Source organism: Streptomyces sp. NPDC059455, from assembly GCF_042750115.1.
Classification (GTDB): domain Bacteria; phylum Actinomycetota; class Actinomycetes; order Streptomycetales; family Streptomycetaceae; genus Streptomyces; species Streptomyces endocoffeicus.
In genome coordinates, this window is sequence record NZ_JBHYVB010000054.1 from 34,725 (window position 1) to 57,420 (window position 22,696).

Genomic DNA, 22,696 nt, shown 5'->3' on the forward strand with positions numbered 1-22,696 from the left:
CACTCTGGAACTCACCTCTGCCCGTCCTCGTCCTCGTCCAGCTCGGGGGCGTCCGGGTCGCGCAGCGGGCGCAGGGCGCCGGCGGCCGGGGTGCTGGCGGTGAAGCTGTAGCGGCCGAGCAGGTTCAGGTTGCGGTGCTTGAGCGGGGAGAGCCGGGCGATGTCCTCCTCGCGGATCTCGTGGCCTTCGGCCTGGAGCTGTTCGACGGCGGCGTCGATGTACTTCGTTGTCCAGAGCACGAGGGCGTTGAGGACCAGGCCGAGCGCGCCGAGCTGGTCCTCCATGCCGTCGCGATACGCCTGGTGGATGGTGCCGCGCTTGCCGTGGCACACGTCCCGCGCGAGCTGGTGGCGGGATTCCTGCACGGTGAGCTGGCGGTTCATCTGCCGGCGGTAGGTGTCGTCGACCGGGTCGACCACCCGCAGCAGGTGCTCCGTCTTGGCGATCCGCCCGTACTCCGCGAACGCCGCCCCCAGCGGAGTCGGGCGCCCCTCACGTCCGAACATGCGCAGCAGGTCATAGGCGCGGACCTGGTTGGTGACCAGGGAACCGGCGACCTTCAGCATGTCCGGCCAGTGCGTGATCACCTTGTTCAGGTTGCCCCGGTTACGGGCCAGGTCCTCCAGCACTCCGTACATTCCGGTCTCCACCCCGGGCATGGTCGCGCGCCAGAACCGCTGGTCGTCCAGGTCGCGGAACCGCGGGCTGAAGTTGTAGCCGAGGATCTTGAACAGGCCGAACACCATGTCGGAGTACGAGGCGTTGTCGGTCGCCACCATCTCCGGCTTGACCCCACCGTCGAGGTTCAGCAGCGCGTCCAGGATATGCAGGGAGTCGCGCGGGGTGCCGGGCACGACCATCTGCCCGATGCCCGCGACCTGGTCGTTGACGGCATTGAGCCAGGTGATACCGCGCTTGAAGCCGAAGTACTTCGGTGACGGCGCCGAGCTGATCGTGCGCACAGGGACGACGAACCGCAGTCCGTCGACCGAGGCGAGCAGTCCGTTGCCCCAGAACTGCACGATGGGCACCTGGGCTTGGGCCTCGATCAGCTTCGCGTTTGCCGCGGTGATGGTGTCGGCGCGCAGGTAGTACTGGTCGACGTGGACGAGTCGGGCCCGGGTGAGCGCCTCGTGCGCCGGGTTCACCACCGGGGTCAGGCCGATGTTGCACGCCTCCGACACGAGCAGGGCGACGAGGGATGTGGCCAGGTCCTTCATGCGGGTGGTGCCGTCGCCGAGGTGGACGAAGACGTCGAGGAAGCCGGTCCAGAAGTGCACCTCGAACAGCAGGTCCGGCAGGTCGATCTTCGGGAGCATCTTCTCGACCCGTTTGCGCAGCGAGGCCAGGGACTTCGGTTCACCCAGTGCGCCGAGCTTGTCGACGTTCAGCTTCGCCCGCCCGTTGTCCTGCACCTCGATGGTGACCTTCGCTGCCGGTCCGGCCTCTTCGAGGCGTTCGAGGAGCTGCTTCCATCCCGCGTCCAGGCCGCGCACCAGTTCCGCCAGGTGCTCCTCGACGGGCATGTCCAGGCTCAGGGCCGCCAGGACGTCCTCGCACACGGCCTCCCACTCTGCGCCCTCCAGCAGGCGGGCCCGCGGGTTGGACCAGCGGTGCGAAGGGGTGGCGAACACATCGCGGTTGTTCAGGGCCCGGTGTAACTGCTCCAGCACGCACACCACGTACGCGTCCCGGTCCACCGCGCCCTGCGGCAGATCGGGGTTGGCGTAGACCGCCTTGCGCCAGGTCGGCGGCACCAGCTTGTCGTCGACCTCGCGCGGCAGCAGCGGCTTCACGCTCACTTTCCGCCGGGCCAGCGCCGGAAGCGCCCGGACCCCGGCGAGGACCCGCTTGCCGCCACTGGCCGCGGACAGCGCTTTCGACTCGCCCAGCAGGGCGAGGAACGGCTTCACCGTGTTGTACCGAGTCACGAGCGCGGCCCGCATCGCGATCCCGGCCGCGTCCTCACCCTCGGGCACGAGGGAGACCACCGTGGCCGCGGCGGTCGTCACGGCGGCGCTCGGGGCGACTTCCTCCAGCGCCGCCCACAGCGCGGCCACGTCCACGTCGGTGCCGTGTTCCTCGACCGTCTCCAGCTCCTCGACCAGCATCTCCCACGCGCGGGCGACCAACCTGGACGCCTTCTCCGCTGCGGCATCGTGGACAGCCGTTCCTTCTCCGTCTTCCGCTTCGCCGTGTTCAGCAGCCGGGAGGCCATGAGGACCTGGAACAGGTCCAGGGCCTCGTCGATCGCCTTCGCCTCCAGGTGCCGCATCACCGCGGTGAGCATCGCCGTGCGCTTCGGCTCCGCCGCCCGCTCCAGCAACGCCGCCTTCGACCCCAACGCGTACCGAGCGAGCGCCGCCATCCGGTTCGGCGGGATCTGCGACAGCTTCAACCGCCCGAGCTGGAACGCGCTGATCTCGTCCACCCGCTCCAGCGCGCGGGCGAACGCCGTCCCGGTCGTCCGCGTCGGCGGCCGACGCAGCCGCTCCAGATCCGAGAACCGCGAGCCCTCCGGCGTCGTCAGCGTCTCCACCAGGTCGCCGGGCAGCGACGGGTCCGCCCGCCGCGCGGCCCCAGCGACCGTGGCGTGCAGCCGCTTCTCAGCGACCTTCCGCGCCTCCGACACCTGCCGGGCCAGCACCGATACCCCAGGCAGCAGCACCCGGTGACGGCGCAGCCAGCCCACCGCCTGGTTGAACAGCGCCACCGGCCCCTCGGCGTGCGTCCACGCCCGCCCGTGCAGAAACGTACGGAATCGCCGAGACCACTCCGAGTCCTCGTACTCGTGGTACTCGTAGGCGTCCCGGATCTCCCACGCGTGCTCGTACGCCGTCTTCGGCCGCTCGGTGTACCGCTTCACCACCGACGGGTCCTCGATGCCGAGCTGCGCGGCCAAGTGCTCGACCACCGACCACGGGGCGTCGAGTGGATCGTCCGGGAGGAACCGGCCGATGTAGCGCACGGTGCACATCTGAAGCGCGAAGCCCAGTTGGTGATGCGTGGAGCGCCGCAACGCAATCAGATCGCGGTCGACGTCGTCCAAGAAGAAGAACCGCTCCAGCTCAGGGCGGGTCGGCTCCTCGGCGAACTTCCCGTACGCCTCAGCCTGCTCATTGGTCAGAAACTCCACCGGCACGAGCGGACCGTAGCCAGCGCCGGTACCCGCCCGGCGATCTTTCCGCGAACCCCAGCGGAGCCTCCAGCCGGTGTGCTAGCCGACCATGATCGTTCTCAGCGCCAACCGCTGTACCGATGTTCCCCGAGGCCGTCCATGCGTTGGCAAGCCCGGCAGACAACCAGCAGGAAGGGACTTGGCTTTCCTCACCCCGGTGGTCGAGACTGTGATCATGTACGAGGGACAGGGCCGCCGAGAGTACATCGTGACGTCCGACCCCGAGGCGGTGTCCCGCGTGCGGGCCTCCCTGCTGCGCACCCTGCCGGTGGCCGCGTGGGCCGGGGTGGCCGGTGCCGCCGTCATCATCGCGGCCATGACCCTCCTCCTCGTCACCCTCGGCCTCAGCGCCTCCCAGCTCTGGGTGCTGGTGTTCGCTTGGCCGGCGGTGTTCCTCCTCTACGACGCAAGGCGCCGGTTCACCGCCCTACGGCGCCTGAAGCGGACCTGGGCGGTGAAGGACGTATCCCCCGTGGCGATGCGCCTCTCCCCCGAGGGCCTGCGCTGCACCATCGACGCCGCCCCCGACCCCGTCGTCCTCCCCTGGTCCGCGATCGCCCAGATGCGGGTCAAGGGCCAGGGCCTCAGCGCGGTCCGGATCGACCTCACCCCCGGCGTGTCCGCCACCACCCCCGGGGTCAGCGGACTGGACCAGCCGGAGGCCCGCATGCGCATGCGCCGCACCTGGAAGGGCCGAACGCGGCTGGGTTTCGCCATCTACGCCCTCCGCGAGCCCCTCAGCGACATCGACCAGGCGCTCGGCCACTTCTCGAACGGGCGAATCGGCATCCGCTGACGCGGGGGCGCCGGGGCGCGGGGGCCCACCGGGCCACGTCCGATGACCTGGTGACCCTGGACCTCGAGACCGGACATCCCGAGCGCTTCCCAGGAGCGCCCGAAACGCCATGTCCGAATCCCGCCAGCTATCCGGGTCCGAAGGACGCATGCTGGGAGCAGCGCAAGACAGAACGGCGAGAAGAAGAGAGGGACCACAGCCATGACGGTCCACACGACGATCGACAGCCCGCTCGGCGAGCTGCTGCTGGTGGGCGAGATGTCCGCCACCGCGACGGGGGGTACCGCGCTCGTTTCCCTGTCCGTGCCCGGACAGAAGGGCGGGGCCGTCGTCCAGGACGGCTGGAGCGAGGACGCCGAGGCGTTCACCGAGATCGTCTCGCAGCTGCGCTCCTACTTCGACGGCAAGCTCACCCGCTTCGACATCGAGTGCGTCGAGGGCGGTACGGACTTCCAGCGCAGGGTCTGGCAGGCGCTGGAGTCCATTCCGTACGGCACCACCGTCAGCTACGGCGATATCGCCCGGCAGATCGGCGCCCCGCGTACGGCGGTCCGCTCCGTCGGCACCGCGATCGGCCGCAATCCGCTGCTGGTCGTCCGGCCCTGCCACCGTGTCATCGGCGCCACTGGCGCACTGACCGGCTATGCGGGCGGGCTGGAGCGCAAGGAGCGGCTACTCGTCCACGAAGGCGCCCTGCAGACGGCCTGAGCGCGGGCCTAGCACCCCCGGTCGGGACCTGTGCGGGCCCGCCCCGGTCGGGGCCCGTGGGGGATCTCGCACCCACCGCCGGGGCCCGTGGGGGGACCTCGCACCCACCGCCGGGGCCCGTACCGCCACCCTTCCCGGACCCCGGAGAACCCGGAGCACACCGATGAGCACCACGACCGACACCGCACGCCTCCACCAGCGCGTGGCCGCGGCCGACTGGACACAGCTGGCCGAGGAGCTGGACACCTACGGGTGCGCGCTCACGCCACGGCTGCTGACCCCCGCGCAGTGCGCCCGCATCGCCGGGCTCTATCAGCGCGACGAGCAGTTCCGGAACACCATCGACATGGCCCGCCACCGCTTCGGCTCCGGTCAGTACCGCTACTTCACCCATGACCTGCCCGAACCGGTCGCCGAGCTGCGCGCCGCGCTCTATCCGCGGCTGCTGGCCATCGCCCGTGACTGGGCGGAGCGGCTCGGCCGTCCGGCGCCCTGGCCGGACAGCCTCGAGAAGTGGCTGGCCATGTGCCATGAGGCCGGACAGGACCGCTCGGCGCAGATCCTGCTGCGCTACGGCCCCGGCGACTGGAACGCCCTGCACCGGGATGTGTTCGGCGACATGCTCTTCCCGCTCCAGGTGGTGATCGGGCTGGACGCGTACGGCACGGACTACACGGGCGGGGAGTTCCTGCTGGTCGAGCAGCGGCCCCGGGCCCAGTCCCGGGGCATCACGACCGTCCTCCAGCAGGGCCACGGCCTGATCTTCACGACCCGTGACCGTCCCGTGGCCACCAAGCGCGGCTGGTCGGCCGGGGTCATGCGGCACGGGGTCAGCACGGTGCGGTCCGGGCGGCGCCACGCGCTGGGGCTGGTCTTCCACGACGCCACCTGATGTCTCCGGCCAGTCCTCGTCCGCGGAGAATCCCCGTATGAACGCCCTGATCCCTCGCCCACGTCTCGAAGTAGCCCCCGGCGCCGTCCATGTGCCGGGCTGGCTCAGCCTCGAGCGGCAGCGGGAGCTGGTCATCGCCTGCCGGGGCTGGGCCACCGGCCCGGTCCCGATCCGGCACACCAAGCTGCCGCGCGGGGGCGTCATGTCGGTGCGCACGGTGTGCATCGGCTGGCACTGGCAGCCCTATGCGTACACCCGAACCGCCGACGATGTGAACGGCGCGCGGGTCGCCGAATTCCCTTACTGGATGGTCGAGTTGGGCCGTCGCGCCCTGGCCGACGCATACGACGACGAGACGGCCGGTCAGGGTTACACCCCCGACACCGCGCTCATCAACTTCTACGACGCCCAGGCGAAACTCGGCATGCACCAGGACAAGGACGAGCGGTCATCCGCCCCGGTGGTCTCGCTCACCATCGGCGACAGCTGCGTTTTCCGCTTCGGCAACACCGAGACCAGGACCAAGCCCTACACCGACCTCGAACTCGCCTCCGGCGATCTGTTCGTCTTCGGCGGCCCCTCCCGCTACGCGTACCACGCCGTCCCCAAGATCCTGCCGGGAACCGGCGACCCGGCCACCGGACTGAAGTCCGGACGGCTGAACATCACCATGCGGGTCACCGGCCTGGCCGATCCGACACCGTCCCGCGATCACCCAGCGCCCGCGGGCCGCTGAGCCTCGAACTCGACCGGGAGCGTGGTCAGCGAGCGGATGAACGGGTTCTTGCTGTGGCCGATCTCGGAAGCGGGAACGCCCAGCCGAAGGCCGGGGAAGCGCCGGACCAGGCTCTCCAGGGCGATCTGCCCCTCCACCCTGGCCAGCGGCGCGCCGATGCAGTAGTGGATGCCGTGGCCGAACTGGAGATGCGCGGCGGAATCCCTCGTCAGGTCCAGCCGCTCGCCGTCGGTGAAGTGTGCCGGGTCGGAGTGTGCGGCGTCCATGTCCAGGAGCACCTGGCCGCCGGCGCGGATGGGTACGGAGCCGATCTCCACGTCCTCGTTGGCGAAACGCACGACGAGGATGCCCGGCCCGGCGTGCCGGAGCAGCTCCTCCAGGCCGCGCCCGGCCAGCTCGGGGTCCTTGCGCAGCAGCTCCATCTGGTCCGGCTGGGACAGCAGCGAGAGGACCGCGTTGCTGATGAAGCTGCCGGTCAGCTCGTATCCGGCGATCAGCATCATCCGGGCGGTGGCGACCACCTCGCGGTGGCTGAGCCGGTCGTCCTCGTGTGCGGACATCAGATCGCTGATCAGGTCGTCCTCCGGGGCCTTCCGCCGGGCCTCGGCCAGGTCCTCCATGTACGCCCACAGCTTGGCGGAGGCGTCCTGGGAACGCGCGGCGGTGTCCGGGTCCAGCGGGGGCGTGAGCATCAGGTCGGCCCACTGGTGGAATTCGGTACGGTCGGCGATGGGCACACCGAGGAGTTCACAGATCACCTGCATGGGCAGCGGGATGGCCAGCGCGGTGACGAGATCGGCCCGGCCGTCGACGGCGATCCGGTCCAGCAGTGTATCGGTGATCTCCTGCACCCGCGGCCGCAGGCTCTCCACCCTGCGGGTCGTGAACGCCTTGGCGAGCAGCCTGCGCAGCCGGGTGTGCTGGGGCGGATTGGTGCCGGGCAGCGTGTCCTCGAACAGCCCGCTCACCGGAGTGGTTTGGCCCTGGGAGGCGGCGTAGGCGGCGGCCGGGCTCATGCCGGGGTGTCCTAGACAGTCCCGGACGTCTTCGTAGCGGGAGACCAGCCACGCCGTGGTGCCGTTCATCGTGATCTGTCGCGGCGGGCCGTGTTTGCGCAGCTCCTCGGCGACGGTCTGCGGGTCGAGGATGCGAAGCTCTTCTTCGGGGGTGTCAGCCATGGCGGTACCACGTTCTCCTTCTGCTTCGGTGATGCCAATGCGAATGCTGTGTCGGCTCCGGTGTCAGCTGTGGTGTCAGCTCTGGCTTCGGGCGGGGATGATGTAGTCGGGGTCGGCCGTCCGTGGCGGCTCGCGCCGGGCCATGGCGGCGTCGATGGCGGGCCGGAGCCGGGCCGCCTTCAACCGTTCGGCGGTCTCGTCGCGCTCCTTGAACTCCGGCATCACCTCGTTGGCGAAGAGCTCCAGCGATGCGCAGATGTGCTCGTGCCGGGTGCCGCCGCCCTGGACGAGGAAGATCGCCTGGTCCAGTCCGGCCTCCTCGTGCAGTCGGAGGAAGTCGCGAAGCTGGCGCGGAGTGCCCACCGCGCCCCGGGCCGGATTGCCCAGTGGCATACCGGGCTTGCCGAAGGCGGAGCGGCCCATACCGTGCTTGTCGCGGTCGCGCTGGAACTCCTCCCACAGCCGGGTGCGGCCCGGTGCGGCGGTGCCGAAGCCCGCGTAGAAGCCGAGGCCGAAGTTGAAGAACTGGACGCCGTCGACGGCCCGTTCCACCGCCGTGGTCTCGTCCTCGTGGCAGAACATCGGAATGGTCGCGGCGATTTGGGCATTGACCGCGAACCCGGCGGGCACGCAGTCCGCGGACTCGATGCCCGAATAGTAGGCGTCGACCCACTTCTTCGTTTCCGCGGGTCCGAAGAAGGAGAAGTTCAGCGCTCCGAGGCCTTTGGTGGCCGCGATGCGGATCGCATCCCGGTTTCCGCAGGCCATCCACATCGGCGGATGTGGTTTCTGCCGCGGCTTGGGCAGCACATTGCGGAGCGGAGCGGACACATACTTGCCCTCGCACCCGGCGAAGGGCTCCTCGACGAACATACGGGCGACGGCGTCCACCGCCTCCGCCCACTGGTCCCGTTTGACGGAGCGCTCCACACCGAATCCGCCCAGCTCGGTGGGGGTGGTGGACTCGCCCGTGCCGAAGTCCACACGCCCGTCGGAGAGCAGATCCAGCGTGGCGATCCGCTCGGCCACCCGTGCCGTCGGATTGAACCCCGGGGGCATCAGAGCGACCGCGTGGCCGATGCGGATGCGGCTGGTGCGCTGGCTGACCGCCCCGAGGAACACCTCCGGCGCGGACATGTGCGAGTACTCCTCCAGGAAATGGTGCTCAGGGCACCACACATGGTCGAAGCCGAGCCGGTCGGCCAGCTCGATCTCTTCCAACATGTCGCGGAACAGACGGTGTTCGGAGTCCTGGGTCCAGGGGCGGGGCAGCTGGGCCCCGTACAGCAAGCCGAATTTCATGGCGCATCATCACTCTCATCTGCTGGTCGTCGGCGGCGGGCTGGATCGGGACCGCTGGCTGGGACGTGCCGGGACGGGGATGGCGGCACCGGTTCGGTCAGTCGCGACCGTCCCAGTACGTGTCGAGCACCTGGGCGCGCTGTTCCGGATCGACGAGGAGGGTGACCTTCTCATGGCCGTCCGCCACGATCGTGAACATGTTGTTGGTGAGGAAGACCTGCCCTTTGTCGATGGCGCGCCTGCGCCGGCGCATCGCCGCCAGGATGGCCGGGCCATTGCCCTCACCCACACCGGCCCAGGCGTCATAGGTCCTGGGCTCGGTGGTGAAGCGGTATGTGGTGCGCCAGTCGTGGTCCAGGGTCTTGGCCTGCAGCACGAGATAGCCGTCCCGCCGGATCAGCCGGAACGCACAGCCGTACTGCCACTGCACCTCCTCGGACAGGCGCAGCGGCTCGGTGAAGCACAGACCGGCGTGTCCTACGTCGGCCAGCCACTCCTGCCCCTCGATACGGACGAGCATCAGCATGTGCTCGGGGTCGGGGGCGAAGGTGTCACCGGGCAGATATGTGCCTCCGCTGATGACGTCCAGGTCATAGCCCAGGTCGCGGAGCAACCGGGCGAACAGGGTGTTCAGCTCCAGACACATGCCACCGTCGCCGGTCGGCACGATGGCCGCGAATGCCTTGTCGATATCGATGTCGGCCATGTTCTCCGCGCTGAGGCGGTGGGTGTGGTTGGTGTCGTAGGGGACCGTCATCAGATGGCTGCGGTGCAATTGCCGCAGGTTCGGCAGGGTGGGGGCGGGTGGCTGGGAGAACCCCAGATGCGCCAGGTACGTGTCCGTGCTGAACATGTGCGATCCCTTTCTTGCCGCTTCGGTCGGTGCCGGTCCGGCTGAACCGGGTGTGCTGGGCGGAGTCACTCCCGGGCGGCTCCGGGGGCCGGGGCCTCGGCCTTGGAGGCCGGGGCTGCCTCGGGGGCCGGGGCGGCCTCGGGGGCCAGGGCCTCGGCCTCGGGGGCCAGGGCGGATCCGGGCGGAGCATCCGCGTCCGCCTTCTCCAGCTCGTCCCGCAGTTGCCAGGCCAGCATCCGGAGGGTCGGGTGGTCGAAGACAAAGCTGGGAGGCAGCCGCAGCGTGGTGCGCTTGGCCAGGCGATCGCGTAGTTCCACCGCCATCAGTGAGTCCAGACCGATCTCGGTGAACAGAACGTCGGGGTCGAGGGTGGCGGCCGCCGAGTGTCCCAGAACCCGGGCGGCCTCCTGCCGCACCATGTCCAGCAGAATCCGCTCCCGCTCCTCGGGGGTCGCCCCGGCCAGCCGACCGGTCACCAGGTCCTGATCGGCCATGGCCCGAGGGGCAGCGGTTCGGCGAGCCGCCGGGGCCAGCCGGTGCAGCAGCGGGTGGACCACCCCGCCGGCGGCTTGGGCGCGGAGCGCGCCGAGGTCCAGCTTGATGGGGAAGACCGTGGGTTCGCCCGTACGCAGCGCGGTGTCGAAGAGTTCCATGCCCTCGGCCGGGGACAAGGGGGCGACACCGCCGCGTGTCATGCGGCGCTGGTCGGCATCGCCGAGGCGGCCGGTCATCCCCGTTCCGGCGGCCTGCTGCCACATGCCCCAGGCCAGGGACACGGCGGGCAGCCCCTGGGCCCGGCGCTGATGGGCCAGCGCATCCAGGTAGGCGTTGGCGGCGGCGTAGTTGCCCTGTCCCGCGTTGCCCAGGGTGCCTGCGGCGGAGGAGAACAGGACGAAGGCGGAGAGGTCCAGGTCCCGGGTCAGCTCATGCAGATGGAGCGCTCCGTCCACCTTCGGCCGGAACACCGCGTCCATACGCTCCGGGGTCAACGCGGTCAGCACACCGTCATCCAGAACACCGGCCGTATGCACCACCGCCGACAGCGGAACATCGTCTGGGACAGCATCCAGCAGCCCGGCCACCTCGCCCCGGTCGGCCACATCGCATGCGACGATCCGTATCCGCGCCCCTGCCTTGGCCAGCTCCGCCTCCAATTCGGCGGCGCCGACGGCTTCGGGCCCGCTCCGACTGGCCAACACCAGACTCCGCACCCCGTGCACGGCCACCAGATGGCGCGCCACCACCGCGCCCAACGCCCCCGTACCACCCGTCACCAACACCGTCCCGCCGGAACCCAAACCACCCGGGCTGGCTTGGGGCACATCCACGACGCGGGTGAGGTGCCGGGCGAAGCAGGCGGCGTCGCGCAGGGCCAGTTGGCGCTGGCCACCGGCGAGCAGCGCAGGTAGCAACGCGGTGGGTATCGTCGCTTCGTCGATGTCGAGGAGGAGAATCCGCCCTGGGTTCTCCGCTTGTGCGGATCCCACCAGGCCCCATACGGCAGCCGCTGCTGGATCGACCGGATCGGCCTCCCTGACAGCGACGGCACCCCGCGTCACCACGACCAGTTGGCTGGACGCCAACGAGGGCTCGGCCAGCCACGCCTGTACGACCCGGAGCACCCGCCCGGTCAGCTCCCGAACATCGGCTGTACCGCCGCCGAGGTCCAGCAACAGCACGTCCGGTTGGGAAGTGTCCGGCGTCGTGGCCAGGTGGTGCACGTCCTCGGCGTCGGCCAGCGATACGGGTTCCAGGGTCGCACCGTCCGGCCGAACCGGCAGCTCTTCCCATGCGACGCGGAACATCCGGTCCGCCGTCGCCGCCGTGCCGAACTGCTCGACGCTGACCGGACGGGACACCACCGAGCCCACCGAAGCCACGGGGGCGCCGCTCTCATCGGCCAGTTCCAGGGACATGGTGTTCGGGCCGGACGGCGTCACGCGTACCCGCAGCGCTGAGGCCCCGGAGGCACGCAGCGCCACCTCGCGATAGGCGAACGGCAGCACGAGCTCCGCATCGGCTTCGTCGCGGTCGTGGAAGGCGACGGTGTGCATGGCCGCGTCGAGGAGCGCCGGGTGGAGCCCAAACCCCGCCGCCTGAACTCGATGTTCCGCAGGCAGAGTCACTTCCGCGTACACCGCACCGTCCAGCCGCCAGGCCGCCCGCACCCCCTGGAACACCGGCCCATACCGATAGCCGACCTGTTCCAGACCGTCGTACAGGCCCTCCACGTCCCCCGGATCCACCGCCACCGCACCCGCCGGAGGCCACACCGACAGCCCTGTGCCCGGAGCGGAGATCTCATCCGCAGGGCACAACGTCCCTGTGGCGTGCCGCACCCACGCAGCACCCAGACCGGCATCTTCCGCCCGCGAATACACCCGCACGCCGCGCCGACCGCGCTCATCGGCCTCCGCCACGCTCACCCGCATCTGCACCGCCCCGCCCTCCGCCAACACCAGCGGAGCCTCCATCACCAACTCCTCCACCCCACCGCACCCCACCTCATCACCGGCCCGCACCACCAACTCCACAAACGCCGCCCCCGGCAACAACACCGCACCCGCGGCCACATGATCAGCCAGCCACGGATGCGTACGCAGCGACAGCCGGGAGGCGAACAACACCTCACCCGACCCCGGCACCTCCGTCACCGCACCCAACAACGGATGCTCCACCCCCGCCAGCCCGGCAGACGCCACATCACCGGCTCCACGGCCGTCCCCCACCAACCAGTAGTGCTCCCGCTGGAACGCATACGTCGGCAGATCCGAGATATGGGCGGGCAGAACCGTGTTGCCGAACAGGGCACCGAATTCGAGTCGTACGCCTGCCACATGCAGTTGTGCGACGGCGGACATCAGCGCCCGGGGCTCGTCGCCCTCCCGCCGCAACGACGGCACCACAACGGACCCTTCGGCCGACTCCTCCGGCAGACAGTCTCCGACCATCGCGGACAGCACCGCGTCCGGCGCCAACTCCAGGTACGTGCTGACCCCATAGTCGGCAAGGGCCCGCACACCGTCCGCGAACCGCACCGCCGAACGCACATGCTCCACCCAGTACTCGGGAGAACGCACCGTCTCCGTGTCTGCCAGTTGCCCGGTCACGTTGGACACCAGAGGAATCACCGGGGCAGCGAACGACACGTCGGCGATCGCTTCCCGGAATTCCTGCAGCACCGGTTCCATACGAGCGGAGTGGAACGCGTGCGAGACCGCCAGACGCCTCGTCCGGCACCCCTGCTCCGACAACTCCTCCGCCACCCGCAACACCGGCTCCTCATCACCGGAGAGCACCACCGCCACAGGACCATTCACCGCCGCGACATCCACTCCTGACACCAGCAACGGGCGCACCCGGTCCTCGCTCGCGGCCACCGCCACCATCGCGCCGCCTTCCGGCAACGCCTCCATCAACCGACCCCGCGCCGCCACCAACACCGCCGCATCCTCCAACGACAACACACCCGCCACATGCGCCGCCGTCACCTCACCCACCGAATGCCCACCCACCACATCCGGCACCACACCCCACGACTCCACCAACCGGAACAACGCCGTCTCCAACGCGAACAGCCCGGCCTGAGCAAACACCGTCCGCTCCAGCAACTCCCCGTCCCCGAACACCACCTCCCGCACCGAACCCGACACACCACCCACACCCAACTCCCGATCCAACACCCCACACACCGCATCAAAGGCATCCCGAAAGACAGGGAACACCTCATACAACCCACGCCCCATCCCCACCCGCTGACACCCCTGACCAGCGAACAACACCCCCAACCGACCACGCACCACCGAACCCGACACCACCCCCACACCCGACTCACCCCGCACCACCACACCCAACCCCGCCAACGCCTCCTCCCGATCCCCCGCCACCACCACCGCACGATCCGACAACCCCGCCCGACCACAACCCAACGCAAAGCCGAGTTCGCTCACGTCCAGCTGCGGCTCATCCGCAAGGAAGGACCGCAAGCGTTGTGCCTGGGCCCGCAATGCCGCGTCACCCCGCCCGGACACCACCAGCGGCACAGGGACACCCTTCGGCCAGGACATCACCGGATCGGTCGGATCGGTCGCCGCCGGTGCCGCCTGTTCCAGGATGACGTGGGCATTGGTGCCGCTGACGCCGAACGCGGACACACCAGCCCTGCGCGGACGCCCCACCACCTCCGGCCACACGCGCTCCTCGGTCAGCAGCTCCACCGCACCCGTCGACCAATCCACCTGCGATGTCGGCTCCTCCACGTGCAATGTCCGAGGCGCGATGCCATGCCGCAACGCCAACACCATCTTGATGACCCCGGCCACCCCCGCAGCCGCCTGCGCATGGCCGATGTTCGACTTCAACGACCCCATCAGCAGCGGCCGATCGCGGTCCTGACCGTACGTAGCCAGCACCGCCTGCGCCTCGATGGGATCGCCCAGCGCGGTTCCCGTGCCATGCGCCTCGACCACATCCACCTCGGCGGCCGACACACCCGCACTGGCCAGTGCCTGCCGAATGACACGCTGCTGCGACGGACCATTCGGCGCCGTCAGACCGTTCGACGCACCGTCCTGGTTCACCGCGCTGCCCCGCACCACCGCCAACACCCGATGGCCGAGCCGCTCCGCATCCGACAGCCGCTCCAGCGCCAGCACACCCACGCCCTCGGCCCACCCCGTACCGTCAGCCGAAGCGGCGAAGGACTTGCATCGGCCATCGACCGACATGCCGCGCTGCCGCGAGAAGGCGATGAAGATGCCGGGCGTGGGCATCACCGTGACACCACCGGCCAGGGCGATCGAGCACTCGCCGGCTCGCAACGCCTGAGCCGCCAGATGCAACGCCACCAGGGACGAGGAACATGCCGTGTCCACCGCGACCGACGGTCCCTCGAAGCCAAGCGCATAGGACACCCGCCCCGACAGCACACTGGCCGAGGCGCCGAGGCCCAGCATGCCCTCGAGCTCGGCGGGCACCGGCTCCACGCCCGACCCGTAGTTGTGGTACGTCACACCGGAGAAGACACCCACGTCCTTGCCCCGCAGGGTGGTCGGGTCGAGCCCGGCTCGTTCCAGCGCTTCCCACGAGGTCTCCAGCATCAGACGCTGTTGCGGGTCCACGGCCAGCGCCTCACGTGGCGAGATCCCGAAGAAACCCGCGTCGAACTCCCCGGCGTCGTGCAGAAATCCGCCTTCGTGTGCGTAGCTGGTGCCGGGGTGGTCCGGATCCGGATGAAACAGGCTCTCCAGATCCCAGCCACGGTTCACCGGGAAGTCGCTGATGCCGTCCCGTCCTTGAAGCACCAGCTCCCATAGCTCTTCCGGCGTGGAGACTCCCCCCGGCAGTCGACACGCCATGCCCACGATCGCCACCGGTTCGGTCGACACAGCTACGGGCGCCGATGTTGGCCCCGCTACCTCCTCCGGGGCCAGGGCAGCCGTGTCCCCGATGAGCTCGTCACGCAGAAAGTCGGCGAGAATCAGGGGCGTGGGGTAGTCAAAGAGCAGGGTGGTCGGCAGGGTCCGGTCGGTGAGTGCGTTCAGACGGTTGCGCAACTGCACGGCGGTGGCCGAGTCGAACCCGATCTGGTTGAACACCATGTCCGGTTCAATGGCATCCAACGAGGGATGACCCAAGACGCCTGCGGTCTCCTGCCGGACGGTCTCCAGCAGGATGCGTTCCTGCTCCTGCGCTGACTCCCCACGAAGGCGAGCGGTCAACGCGCCGGTCTCCTCGGGCAGTTCAGCCATGCCCGGAAGCTGATCGTCTACGGATCCCGCGTCGGCGGGGGCGGCGCTCTTGAGCCAGTAGTGCTGGTGTTGGAAGGCGTAGGTCGGGAGGTCACACGCGGTGTGCGCCGGGACATTGCCGAGCAGGGCGGACCAGTCGACGGGGACACCGCGTACATACGCCTCGGCCAGGGAGGTCAGCACCCGGCGCATACCGCCCTCGTCCCGGCGAAGTGTGCCGGTCACCACAACCGGTCCGGCGTCCGTTTGCTCTGCCGCCGCCTCGATGCTCATCGCCAGCACCGGATGGGCACTCACCTCAACGAAGGCCCGGAAGTCCTCCTCCAGCAGGCGCTCGACGGACGGGGCGAAGCGGACGGTGCTCCGCAGGTTGCGGTACCAGTACCCGGCATCCAGCTCTGCCGTATCCAGCCACTCCCCCTCCACCGTGGAGAAGAACGGGATACGTGAAGACACCGGCCGGACCTGCGACAACGACCGGGCCAGCTCCTCCTCGATCACCTCCACCTGCACCGTATGCGAGGCGTAATCCACATCGACCCACCGAGCCCGCACCCCAGCGCCCTCACACTCCGCCACCAACTCCCGCAACGCCTCCGGCTCACCAGCCACCACCACCGACAACGGCCCATTAACCGCCGCCACCTCAACCCGACCCAACCACCCCTCAACCAGCCGCTCCGCCTCCTCCACACCCACAGCCAGCGACACCATCCCGCCACGGCCCGACAGCCCCGCCGCGATCGCCCGGCTGCGCAACACCACCACCCGCGCCGCATCCTCCAACGACAACCCACCCGCCACACACGCCGCCGCAATCTCCCCCTGCGAATGACCCACCACCACCGATGGCAAAACACCGGCCGCCATCCACACCCGCGCCAACGCCACCATCACCGCAAACGACACCGGCTGCACCACATCCACCCGCTCCAACGACACACCACCCCCAACCCCCCGCACCACATCCACCAACGACCACCCCGTCAACCGATCCAACACCCCCGCACACTCAGCCAACCCCTCCGCAAACACCACCGACTCCAACAACTCCGCACCCATCCCCACCCACAGCGCCCCCTGACCAGGAAAAACAAACGCCACCCGACCCCGAACATCAGCCCTGCCAGCCCCACCACCCTCCGCCACCGCCGCCAGTCCCGCCAACGCCTCCTCCCGGTTCCCCGCCACCACCACCGCACGATCTGACAACCCAGCCCGACCACAAGCCAACGCCGCCCCCAGCTCCACCACACCCACACCCGGATGACCCTCAACAAACTCCAACAACCTCCGCGCCTGCCCCCGCAACCCCGCACCACCACGCCCCGACACCACCAACGGCACCACACCACCCGGAGCCTCCGAGACCACCACCGGCGCCACCTCGACAGCCGTCTCCGGAGCCTGCTCCAAAATCACATGAGCGTTCGTCCCACTCACCCCGAACCCCGACACCCCAACCCGCCGCGGACGCCCCACCTCCGGCCACACCCGCTGCTCCGTCAGCAACTCCACCGCACCCGCCGACCAATCCACCTGCCGCGACGGCTCATCCACATGCAACGTCCTCGGCAACACCCCATACCGCAACGCCAACACCATCTTGATCACACCAGCCACACCCGCAGCCGCCTGCGCATGACCAATATTCGACTTCAACGAACCCAACCACAACGGACGCCCCTCAGGCCGATCCTGGCCATACGTCTCCAGGAGCGCCTGCGCCTCGATCGGATCACCCAGCGCCGTGCCCGTCCCATGCGCCTCCACCGCGTCCACATCACCCGCCACCAGCCCCGCACCCGCCAACGCCCGCCGGATCACCCGCTGCTGCGACGGACCATTCGGCGCCGTCAACCCATTCGACGCACCATCCTGATTCACCGCACTACCCCGCACCACCGCCAACACCCGATGACCGAGCCGCTCCGCATCCGACAACCGCTCCACCAGCAGCACTCCCGCGCCCTCGGAGAAGCCGGTGCCGTCCGCCGCGGCCGCGAAGGCCCTGCAACGGCCGTCCTTCGACATACCGCGCTGCCGCGAGAAGCCGACGAAGATACCGGGGTTGGCCATGACGGTCACACCTCCGGCCAGCGCCATCGAGCACTCGCCCAACCGCAACGCCTGTACAGCCAGATGCAACGCCACCAGCGACGAGGAACACGCCGTATCCACCGCGACCGAGGGGCCCTCGAAACCGAGCGCGTAAGACACCCGCCCCGACAGGACGCTCGCCGAGGTCCCCGTTCCCATGACCGCCTCGAGCTCCTCGGGGACCCGCGCTCCGGACCCGTAGCTGTGGTACGTCACCCCGGAGAAGACACCGATGTCCTTGCCCCGCAGCGCGGTCGGGTCGATCCCGGCGCGTTCGAACGCCTCCCAGGAGGTCTCGAGCATGACGCGCTGTTGCGGATCCATCGCCAGCGCCTCACGCGGCGAGATGCCGAAGAAGCCCGCGTCGAACTCCCCCGCGTCGCGCAGAAAGCCACCCTCGCGGACATAGCTGGTGCCCGGGTGGTCCGGATCCGGGTCGAAGAGGTTCTCCAGATCCCAGCCACGGTCCTCCGGAAACTCACCGACCGCGTCACCGCCGGACACCACCAGGTCCCACAGCTCCTCCGGCGTGGTCACCCCACCCGGCAACCGGCACGCCATCCCCACGATCGCGATCGGCTCCGACAGGCCGCGACGTATGTCGGCGTTCTCCCGCTCGAGCCGCTCGTTCTCCATGAGCGTGACACGCAGCGCTTCGACGACCTTCGCTTCGGGAGTGGTCATCCCGGCCTCCGCATTCCGAACCGACATTACTTCCCGGCCTTGCTCATGGCTCGTTGCACCAGACTGGCGACATCCATTTCGGCGATCGCGGCAGCCGGTTGCTCCGCTGCCGATTGCCCGTCCACCTGCTGCGCCGCTTCGGGTTCCTGGACCAGCGCCATGAGGGTGTCGAGGATGCCCAGCTCCTGGAAGCGGCTCAGCGGTGTCCTGGCCAACGCGCGGCGCAGATCCTCCTCGCTCCCGGCGAGGCGCTGCTCAGGTGGGGCATCCGGGCAGAGCTTCATCCGCAAGTGGCGCATCAGGGCGGTGGGCGTCGGATAGTCGAAGACCAGCGTGGCCGGGAGCCGTATCCCGGTGTGGTTGGCCAGCCGGTTGCGCAGTTCCACCGCCGTGAGGGAGTCGAAGCCGATTTCGTTGAACGCCAGGTCCGGCCCGATGGCATGGGCGGAGGCGTGGCCCAGTACCCGAGCCGCCTCCCGGCAGACCAAGCCGAGCAGGATCTGCTCCTGCTCCTCGGGCGTGGCCCTGGTCAGGCGCTGGGTGAAGGCGTCCAGATCGGCGGCCGTCCGCGCAATGCGCCGACTCTGCCGGACGAGGCCACGGAGCAACGGTGGCACCGATCCAGTGGCGGCGGCCTGGGCCCGCAGTGCGCCCAGGTCCAGTTTCATCGGAAGCACCACCGGCTGGGGCATGCGCAGTGCGGTGTCGAACAGTGCCCCGCCTTCGCCCTCGGACAGCCCGGCCACTCCCCCGCGCGCCATACGCCGCTGGTCGGCGTCGGTGAGGTGACCGGTCAGCCCGACCCCCGCACCCTGTGCCCACAGCCCCCAGCCCAGGGCGATGCCCGGGAGCCCCTCGGCGCGGCGCCGATGTGCCAAAGCGTCCAGGAAGGCGTTGGCCGCCACATAGCTCCCCTGCCCCGAACTGCCTAGCGTCCCCGCGGCCGAGGAGAACAGGACGAAGGCGGCCAGATCCAGGTGCCGGGTCAGCTCGTGCAGATGGAGTGCGGCGTCCACCTTCGGGGCGAAGACCGTGTCCAGCCGCTCCCTGGTCAATGTGGTGATCACACCGTCGTCCAGCGCGCCCGCGCTGTGTACCACGCCGGTCAGTGGCGCGTCTTCGGGCAGTGCGGACAGCAGCTCGGCCACGGCATCGCGGTCTGCCACATCGCACGCGGCGATCCGCACCCGGACGCCGAGCGAGGTCAGTTCCCGCTCCAGCTCGGCGGCGCCGGCGGCCTGGGGTCCGCTGCGGCTGGTCAGCACCAGATTCCGTACGCCATGCTCGGTCACCAGGCGCCTGGCGGCCACCTTGCCCAGCGATCCGGTGCCACCCGTGATGAGCACGGTGCCTTCCGGATCCAGGCGGCGCGGCAGGGTGAACACGTTCTTGCCGATGTGCTGCGCCCGGCTCATGAAGCGGAAGGCGGCCGGTGCGCGCCGGATGTCCCATACCGTCACCGGTGGCGGGGTCAGCACCCCCTTCTCGAAGAGATCGACCAGCTCGGTCAGCATCCGCTGGATGCGCTCGCCACCGGCCTCGGCCAGGTCAAACGCCCGATAGGCCACGCCGGGGTGCTGAATGCCCACCTCTTCGGCGTCCCGGATATCGCTCTTGCCCATCTCGATGAACCGGCCGCCCCTGGGCAGCAACCGGAGTGAGGCGTCGACGAAGTCTCCGGCGAGGGCGTCCAGCACCACATCGACGCCACGGCCGCCGGTCATCTCGAGAAACCGCTGCTCGAACTCCAGCGTCCGGGAGTTGGCCAGCCGTCCGTCCGGGACACCGGCGGTACGCGCGGCGTCCCACTTGGCCGGACTGGCCGTTCCGTAGACCTCGGCGCCCCAATGCCGCGCCAGCTGCACCGCGGCCATGCCGACGCCACCGGTGGCCGCATGGATGAGAACCGACTCCCCGCGCTCCAGCCCTGCCAGGTCCCGCAGCCCGAAGTAGGCGGTGAGGAATGCGCAGGGGACCGCGGCCGCCTGCTCGAAGGACCACCCCTCGGGCATGTGGACGAGAGTGAGGCAGTCGGCGACGGCGATGGGGCCGCCAGCGCCCTCGAAGAGCCCCATGACCCGGTCGCCCGGAGCGAAGCGGGTGACACCTGGGCCGACCTCCGTGACCACACCCGCGCCCTCGTTGCCGATGCTGATCTCTCCGGGGTACATGCCCAGCGCCATCAGCACATCGCGGAAGTTGAGCCCCGCGGCACGTGTCTCGATCCGGACATGGCCCGGGGGCAGTGGCGCCAGCGCCTTCGGCGACGGCAGCAGCGCCAGGCCCTCGAGCGTTCCCGGACCGCGGGTGCCCAGCTGCCACGCGGGTTCTCCCTCGGGCGCCACCAGTGCCTCGTCGGCCGTCGCCCGGGTCAGACGGCGTTGGTGGCAGACGCCAGCGCGTAGCGCGAGCTGTGGTTCGTCTCCGGCGAGCAGGGCGGGTAGAAGGGTGGGCAGGGCCTCCGTGGCGGCTGGTGTGTCATCCGCGTCGAGGAGCAGAATCCGCCCGGGGTTCTCCGACTGCGCGGCGCCGACCAGCCCCCAGGCCGCGGCGACCGCCGGATCGACCGCATCGGTGTCCCGGACTCCTACGGCGCGCCGCGTCAGCACCACCAGGCGTGAGTCCTCCAGCGAGGGCTCGGTCAGCCACGTCTGCAGCACGTCCAGCGCTTGGCCCGTCAGCTCATGCGCGCGGGCCGCGCTGGTGTCGTCGCTCACGGCATCGTCGGAGCCGATCTCGTACAGCAACACCGGCGGCGCCCCGACCGGCGCGTCGGCTCGGGTGGCCAACTGCCGTACGTCCTGGGCGGTGTGTACGGAGACGGTGTCCAACGGTACGTCGGCGGCGTCGACCCGCAGCTGCTCCCACCCCACGAGGAACATCTGGTCGGTCGAGGTCCGTGAGGTCCGTGCGGCGACGTCCAGCAGCGCCGTCGGCATCGGCCGCGACACCAACGACTCGACCACCGCCACCGCCGCCCCGCTCGGATCGGCCAACCGCAGGCCGATGCCTTCCTTGCCATTGGGTGCGATACGTACACGCAGCGCCGAAGCGCCGGAGGCGCGCAGGGACACTCCGCGATAGGCGAACGGCAACGCGGGCCCCGCCTGGTCATCGGTACGGTCGCGGAACGCGGTGGCGTGCAGGGCCGCGTCGAGCAGTGCGGGGTGCAGCCCGAACGCGGTGGCTTCGGCCGACAGCTCCTCGGGCAGGGCGACTTCGGCGTAGATCTCGTCGCCCCGCGTCCACGCGGCCCGCAGACCACGGAAGGCGGGGCCGTATCCGTAACCGCTCGCCTTCAGCTCCTCGTAAACGCCGCGCACCCGCTCCTCCGGGACCGCCACCGCCCCGGTGGGGGGCCACTGCGTCAGGTCCGCGTCCAGGTCATCGGGGGTGTCCTGGGCAAGGGTGCCGCTGATGTGGCGAATCCAGGGGGTGTCCGTATCATCGTCCTGGCCTCGTGAGTGCACTGCCACCGAACGTCGGCCGGAATCGTCCGCCGCGCCCACGCTCACCCGCAGCCGCACACCGTCGCGCTCGGGCAGGGTGAGCGGTGCTTCGACGACGAGCTCTTCGACGACGCCACAGCCGACCTCGTCACCAGCGCGCACCGCCAGCTCCACGAACGCCGCCCCGGGCAGCAACACCGTGCCCGCCGCCGCATGGTCGGCCAGCCAGGGATGCGTACGCAACGACAGCCGGGAGGTGAACAGCAGGCCCCCCGAATCGGGCAGTTCGGTCACGGCGCCCAGCAGGGGATGGTCGGCCCCCGCAAGCCCCAGCGCGGTCGCGTCCACCGATTCGCCTCGCCGTCCCAGCCAGTAGTGCTGACGCTGGAAGGCGTAGGTGGGCAGATCCAGCGCGGCGTGGGCGGGGATGTCGCCGAGCAGGGCGTTCCAGCTCACGGGGACACCACGTACGTAGGCCTCGGCCAGGGAGGTGAGCACACGGCGCATACCGCCCTCGTCCCGGCGAAGTGTGCCGGTCACCACGACCGGTCCGGCGTCCGTTTGCTCTGCCGCCGCCTCGATGCTCATCGTCAGCACCGGATGCGCGCTCACCTCAACAAACGCCGCAAAGCCCTCCTCGACCAAGCGGTCGATGGACGGGGCGAAGCGGACGGTGCTCCGCAGGTTGCGGTACCAGTACCCGGCATCCAGCTCTGCCGTGTCCACCCACTCCCCCTCCACCGTGGAGAAGAACGGGATACGTGAAGACACCGGCCGGACCTGCGACAACGACCGGGCCAGCTCCTCCTCGATCACCTCCACCTGCACCGTATGCGAGGCGTAATCCACATCGACCCACCGAGCCCGCACCCCAGCGCCCTCACACTCCGCCACCAACTCCCGCAACGCCTCCGGCTCACCAGCCACCACCACCGACAACGGCCCATTAACCGCCGCCACCTCAACCCGACCAGCCCACCCCTCAACCAGCCGCTCCGCCTCCTCCACACCCACAGCCAGCGACACCATCCCGCCACGGCCCGACAGCCCCGCCGCGATCGCCCGGCTGC

9 protein-coding genes and 1 pseudogene are annotated in these 22,696 nt (G+C 69.7%); 4 read left to right on the top strand and 6 right to left on the bottom strand.

What is annotated here, in order from left to right; genetic code table 11:
• Positions 1-11: 11 nt before the first annotated feature.
• Positions 12-3,142: pseudogene (locus ACFXB5_RS20830) on the bottom strand (Tn3 family transposase).
• A gap of 175 nt (positions 3,143-3,317) precedes the next feature.
• Between ACFXB5_RS20830 and ACFXB5_RS20835 the strand changes: the two are divergent.
• The 4 genes from ACFXB5_RS20835 to ACFXB5_RS20850 all read left to right on the top strand — a co-directional run bounded on the left by ACFXB5_RS20835 (position 3,318) and on the right by ACFXB5_RS20850 (position 6,310).
• Entirely contained in the window at positions 3,318-3,974 is a 657-nt protein-coding gene (locus tag ACFXB5_RS20835; RefSeq protein ID WP_385209895.1) for a hypothetical protein, read from the top strand.
• A 201-nt stretch (positions 3,975-4,175) separates the two neighbouring features.
• Positions 4,176-4,682, top strand: a complete 507-nt coding sequence (locus ACFXB5_RS20840; RefSeq protein WP_385209898.1) for a methylated-DNA--[protein]-cysteine S-methyltransferase — start codon at positions 4,176-4,178, stop codon at positions 4,680-4,682.
• Between the two features lie 163 nt (positions 4,683-4,845).
• Positions 4,846-5,574: a 2OG-Fe(II) oxygenase gene (locus tag ACFXB5_RS20845; RefSeq protein WP_385209901.1), complete on the top strand. Its 729-nt coding sequence runs from the start codon at positions 4,846-4,848 to the stop codon at positions 5,572-5,574.
• 37 nt (positions 5,575-5,611) lie between these two features.
• A complete protein-coding gene (locus ACFXB5_RS20850) occupies positions 5,612-6,310 on the top strand; it encodes an alpha-ketoglutarate-dependent dioxygenase AlkB family protein (protein WP_385209903.1) in 699 nt (232 codons plus the stop codon).
• Here the strand turns inward: ACFXB5_RS20850 and ACFXB5_RS20855 are convergent.
• From ACFXB5_RS20855 to ACFXB5_RS20875, 5 genes are all read right to left on the bottom strand, one after another.
• On the bottom strand, positions 6,286-7,488 hold the full coding sequence (locus tag ACFXB5_RS20855; protein WP_385209905.1) for a cytochrome P450: 1,203 nt from the start codon (positions 7,486-7,488) through the stop codon (positions 6,286-6,288). The two genes, ACFXB5_RS20850 and ACFXB5_RS20855, sit on opposite strands and share 25 nt — an antisense overlap.
• A gap of 75 nt (positions 7,489-7,563) precedes the next feature.
• A complete protein-coding gene (locus ACFXB5_RS20860; RefSeq protein ID WP_385209908.1) occupies positions 7,564-8,790 on the bottom strand; it encodes an LLM class flavin-dependent oxidoreductase in 1,227 nt (408 codons plus the stop codon).
• A 97-nt stretch (positions 8,791-8,887) separates the two neighbouring features.
• Complete coding sequence (locus ACFXB5_RS20865; RefSeq protein WP_385209911.1) at positions 8,888-9,643, bottom strand: arylamine N-acetyltransferase; 756 nt, start codon at positions 9,641-9,643, stop codon at positions 8,888-8,890.
• Positions 9,644-9,708: 65 nt separating this feature from the next.
• Positions 9,709-18,177, bottom strand: a complete 8,469-nt coding sequence (locus ACFXB5_RS20870) for a type I polyketide synthase (RefSeq protein ID WP_385209914.1) — start codon at positions 18,175-18,177, stop codon at positions 9,709-9,711.
• Positions 18,178-18,203: 26 nt separating this feature from the next.
• Positions 18,204-22,685 (bottom strand): SDR family NAD(P)-dependent oxidoreductase, encoded by a 4,482-nt coding sequence (locus ACFXB5_RS20875; RefSeq protein WP_385209920.1) that lies wholly within the window; start codon positions 22,683-22,685, stop codon positions 18,204-18,206.
• Between the last annotated feature and the right edge of the window lie 11 nt (positions 22,686-22,696).

Coding starts and splice junctions, on each gene's coding strand:
- ACFXB5_RS20840 (WP_385209898.1), top strand. CDS start 4,176: ATGACGGTCCACACGACGATCGACAGCCCGCTCGGCGAGCTGCTGCTG.
- ACFXB5_RS20845 (WP_385209901.1), top strand. CDS start 4,846: ATGAGCACCACGACCGACACCGCACGCCTCCACCAGCGCGTGGCCGCG.
- ACFXB5_RS20850 (WP_385209903.1), top strand. CDS start 5,612: ATGAACGCCCTGATCCCTCGCCCACGTCTCGAAGTAGCCCCCGGCGCC.
- ACFXB5_RS20855 (WP_385209905.1), bottom strand. CDS start 7,488: ATGGCTGACACCCCCGAAGAAGAGCTTCGCATCCTCGACCCGCAGACC.
- ACFXB5_RS20860 (WP_385209908.1), bottom strand. CDS start 8,790: ATGAAATTCGGCTTGCTGTACGGGGCCCAGCTGCCCCGCCCCTGGACC.
- ACFXB5_RS20865 (WP_385209911.1), bottom strand. CDS start 9,643: ATGTTCAGCACGGACACGTACCTGGCGCATCTGGGGTTCTCCCAGCCA.
- ACFXB5_RS20870 (WP_385209914.1), bottom strand. CDS start 18,177: ATGACCACTCCCGAAGCGAAGGTCGTCGAAGCGCTGCGTGTCACGCTC.